The sequence below is a fragment of the Desulfurella sp. genome (genome assembly GCF_023256235.1).
Taxonomy (GTDB): Bacteria; Campylobacterota_A; Desulfurellia; order Desulfurellales; family Desulfurellaceae; genus Desulfurella.
The window spans coordinates 9,005-13,478 of the sequence record NZ_JAGDWY010000067.1 but is presented as its reverse complement, the minus strand read 5'-3'; the positions used below and the strand labels follow the sequence as shown (position 1 = coordinate 13,478).

5 protein-coding genes are annotated in these 4,474 nt (G+C 27.2%); all 5 read left to right on the top strand.

All coding sequences use genetic code 11. The annotated features are described in order from the left end of the window. Positions 1 to 666 (top strand): sensor histidine kinase (locus Q0C22_RS06865; protein ID WP_291493108.1); only part of this gene is annotated, 666 nt, incomplete at its 5' end. Continuing rightward, positions 663 to 1,313: a response regulator transcription factor gene (locus tag Q0C22_RS06860; RefSeq protein ID WP_291493105.1), complete on the top strand. Its 651-nt coding sequence runs from the start codon at positions 663 to 665 to the stop codon at positions 1,311 to 1,313. The genes Q0C22_RS06865 and Q0C22_RS06860, both read left to right, overlap by 4 nt. 64 nt (positions 1,314 to 1,377) lie before the next feature. Next, positions 1,378 to 2,256, top strand: a complete 879-nt coding sequence (ccsB, locus tag Q0C22_RS06855) for a c-type cytochrome biogenesis protein CcsB (RefSeq protein WP_291493103.1) — start codon at positions 1,378 to 1,380, stop codon at positions 2,254 to 2,256. Then, positions 2,243 to 3,337 (top strand): cytochrome c biogenesis protein ResB, encoded by a 1,095-nt coding sequence (locus Q0C22_RS06850; RefSeq protein WP_291493101.1) that lies wholly within the window; start codon positions 2,243 to 2,245, stop codon positions 3,335 to 3,337. Before ccsB ends, Q0C22_RS06850 begins: the two co-directional genes overlap by 14 nt. Positions 3,338 to 3,456: 119 nt before the next feature. Further along, on the top strand, positions 3,457 to 4,425 hold the full coding sequence (locus tag Q0C22_RS06845) for a DOMON domain-containing protein (protein WP_291493099.1): 969 nt from the start codon (positions 3,457 to 3,459) through the stop codon (positions 4,423 to 4,425). Positions 4,426 to 4,474: the final 49 nt, after the last annotated feature.

Sequence of the window (4,474 nt, the reverse complement as noted above, 5' to 3'; positions counted from 1 at the left end):
CAAAAACGCGAAGAAGAAATTAAAAAGCAACAAAACATAATTTCTAATCTAATAAAAAGACTAATTAGCATACAGGAAGAAGAAAAGAAAAAAATTGCTCAAGAATTGCATGACCAACTTTCGCAAACCTTGGTGTACATAAAACTCCAACTCGATATACTAAGGAGAAACATAGGTAATTATAATGAAATTAATTCTTTGAGCAATTTAATATCGAACGAATTATCAAATATTCATAATATATGTTTTAATTTAAGACCAGTTGCTTTAGATACATTAGGTCTTGCTTCTGCACTAAAAAATTTTGTTAATAATTTACAAAAAAATATTAATTTTAAAATCCATTTAGATATTTCAGGACTTGATATATCGAAATTAAACAACGAAATTTCAACATGTATCTTTAGAGTTGTACAGGAAGCCACTATAAACTCAATAAAACATTCAAAACCAAAAAATATTTATATACATTTAATCTCAAACAATACTCACATAAATGGCTATGTTAAGGATGATGGCATAGGTTTTGAAATCAATGATATAGACACTAATAAACATTTTGGGCTCATGATGATGAAAGAAAGATGCAGTATTTTGAATGGAAAATTAAATATTGATTCGAAAATTAACAGTGGAAGTATCGTATCGTTTGAGGTGCCAGTATGAAGCCAATATCTATTTTAATTATTGATGATCATAAAATTCTTCTTGCTGGATTACACAGTCTGCTATCTTCTTATAAAGAAATAGATGTAGTTGGACTGGCTTCATCAATAAATGAAGCTATTTATATAATAAAAGAAAAAAAACCAAATGTTATTCTCTTAGATATAGCAATAAGCGGAGAAAATGGCCTAAATTTTATTCAACAAATTAAAGAACTTTCCCATTCTTCAAAAATTATAATTTTAACAATGTACGAAGACTATGAGTATTTTAAAGAAGCTATAAACAAAGGAGCTTCTGGTTTTGTGCTAAAAAAATCCATGGATTCGGATTTATTATATGCAATTAAAAAAGTCAATTCAGGTGAAGTATTTGCTGAATCACAATTTATATCTGAAATGATTAGCAATAATGATTCTAAAAATATCTCAATTGAAAAACAATTATGGGACAAATTGAGTGATAGGGAAAAAGAAGTCATGGTTGATTTTGCTAGAGGCTTTACAAATCGTGAAATAGCTTTTAAATACTATATTAGTGAAAAAACCGTTTCTACTTATAAAACACGAGCTTTAGAAAAATTAAATATAGAAAACAAATCAGACTTTATTAAACTGGCATTAAAAATAGGAATTCTAAAAAATTAAGGTTTATTTAATGAAATTACTATTTTCAATAACAAGCTTTTCCTATTTGTTCACTGCGCTTTTTATGTTTATTTCTATTTCATTCAAATCACAAAAATTTCAAAATATTGCAAAATTCTTATTTTTATTTTCTTTCCTTGAGAATTTAACCTATTTTTTTTATAGATGGAATAAAGCAGGTCATATTCCTGTAACAGATGCTTTTACTTCTTTTGTTTTTTTTGCTTTATGTGTTGGCTTATTTCAGGTACTGTTTTTAAAAAAGAGTAAAAGCTTTATTGTTCTTTTTTCATCAATTTTAATAAGTTTTACACTATTTGGATTGTCTATTGCTGGTTTTAGCGAAAATATTGAACCATTGATTCCTGCACTTAAAAGTAACTGGCTTGCAATACACGTTATCACATCTTTTCTTGCATATGCTGCTTTTTCAATGAATTTTCTAATTGGTACATACATACTATATACTTCAAAATTAAAAAGCGATTATATAACAGGTTCTTTATCTTTTAGCATATTGGTAGCCGGTTTACTTACATCTATTTTAGCAAATTTACTTAGATATAATATTGTAATCCTAGGAATTGTAATTTTTATAATAACATTTATTGTATTTATATACTTTCACAAGCCATTTAAAAATATTTCCAAAGATTTACTGGTAAAACCAGTTTATATTGGCTTTCCTCTATTAACAACAGGCATTATTACAGGTTCAATCTGGGCTAAATACGCCTGGGGTGGATATTGGAGCTGGGATCCAAAAGAAATATGGAGTTTAATTACATGGATAGTTTATCTTATCTATATTCACTATAACATAAAAAACAAAAGTATCCGTTTTTTATCATATCTTGCTTTAGTCGGTTTTGTTTCAATTATGATTACATATCTGGGTGTAAACTTTATTATGCCAGGTCTTCATAGTTATGCGTCTAAATAAAATCTTTGTTTTTTTAAAATCTTTGAATCTCACAATATTTTTACTGGTTTGTATAGCTTTGATGGTTGCTATATCAAGTTTTCAATCTATCTATCCAGCTTTTTTAAAATCAATCGGTCTGTATAATATTTATTATTCTTCTTATTTTAAATTCGTAATCATTTTGTTTATAATCAACCTTGTTAGCTGTACTATAAGTCTCATTCCAAAAACAAAAAAACTATTTGAGCCTCCAATTAAAGCACAAAAAAGCTTCAGATTTAATGATGTTGAAGACAAAAAAAAGCAATTAAAATTACTACTAAAAAGAAAAAAATTGCTATTTTATGAAAAAAACAATGTAATACTTGTTCACAAATACCCAATAAGAAAATTTGCCGTTTATTTTATACATTTATCCATACTAATAATCGCTATTGGGGCATTAATAACAAACTTTTTTGGATTTAGAGGTATGTTGGTATTAAAAAAAGACAAACCTACAAATACGGTTTATTTTGTCAATTCAAGCACTACTACATTGCCTTTCAGTATAGAAAGCAAAAATTTCACTATAAAATACTACAAAAAAGGAAGCGTGCCAAAAGAATATAAAACAACAGGTTTGATTTTAGATAACAGTAAAAAGATACCATTTAATATATATGTAAACCATCCTTTTAAATACCATGGAATTTGGTTTTATCAATCAAGCTACATGCCCGAGAAATCTAAAACTTTCATTAGTATAAAAGTTAACAACAGGACAAATAAACTATATATAAATAAACCTGAAAAAATTGGAAATATGGTTTTGTATCTAAAAGATTTACAGTATTATAATTCAAAGTTTGTAGCAAATCTGTATGTTTTTACCCCAAAAGGTTATGCTAACGGATGGCTTTTTGAAAATCAATCAGTCAATGTTGCAGGAACCAATATTAGTTTTCTAAACGTTTACGAAACTTTTATAAGTTTAATTTCAGCATCAAAAGATCCAGGTAGTCCAATAATACTATCTGGATTCATACTTCTTGGTTTATCTTCTTTTTTGGTTCTTTTACCCTATAAAAGAAAAACTTATTCTGTTTTAAAAAAGTAAGTTTTTTTATTACACTGACATTTCGTATTGTAGGTAAAGTTTAACTTTATTATTCAATAATTTCCTATTTTAAAACAATTTTAAAACATTTATATTATTTTCAAAACAAGGAGGTTAGAATGAAAAGATACGTTAACATTTCTATGATTTTTTTCATAATTGGCATTGTTTTAATTAGTTTTATAACATATGAAATATTACTCAAACAAAAGCATCCTAAAGTAAATATGACGGTACTTGGCACAAAATATACGAATCATTTTTTTGATGAAAAAACAAAAATTAATATATTCTGGAAAATTAATAAAAATAAAATCCATTTTGCGCTTGTATCTCCTGGTAAGGGTTGGGTTGGTATTGGTTTTAATCCAAAAGGTCCTGTAATGAATGGTGCCGATATTTTTATGGGTTTTGTTAAAAATGGAAAAACTTATATAAATGAAGAATATGCAAACACACCATATTCTCATGAGCCTATAACACAAGCAGGTGGCAAAGATTGCATTTTATCATACAAAGGTGAATCAACACCTGATGGAACTATTTTGAGCTTTGAAAGAAATTTAAAATCTTGCGGATTGCACGACAAAACCATAGCAAACAAAGATATGACTGTAATGCTTGCTTATTCTAATGGTAAAAATTTTACAAAATATCATGGTCCAAATCATAATGAAGTCCATATAAATTTCTTTAAAAATACAAAAAAGCAAAAATCTTACATGATTACGTCGCATCTTTCTTCGTACCAGATAGGTTTAATAGCATGGGCATTGCTGTTTATACTTGCAGGAATAATTGGTTTTGCATCATCTTTTGTTGAAAAAGACGTAAATCATGTAATATTTATTAAAAAAAATACTGCAGGAATGTTTCCTTTTTTATTAATATTTTTTTTAAGCGCAGGAGAACTTGCATGCGCAATCTGGCTTATTGTGGAGTTGTATTCAAATGCCATTAACTCTTTAATTGGTATAATAACGGGATTCAATTTCATTTTAATGGCGTTAATTGTTTTATTTTATAGAAAATTTTATATAGACGACGAAATTATAGCGCAAGATATAAACGATGAAATTCCGTGGTAAGGAGGGATCACAATGGATGAAAAACAAATAATAAATCAAGAAAATCAAG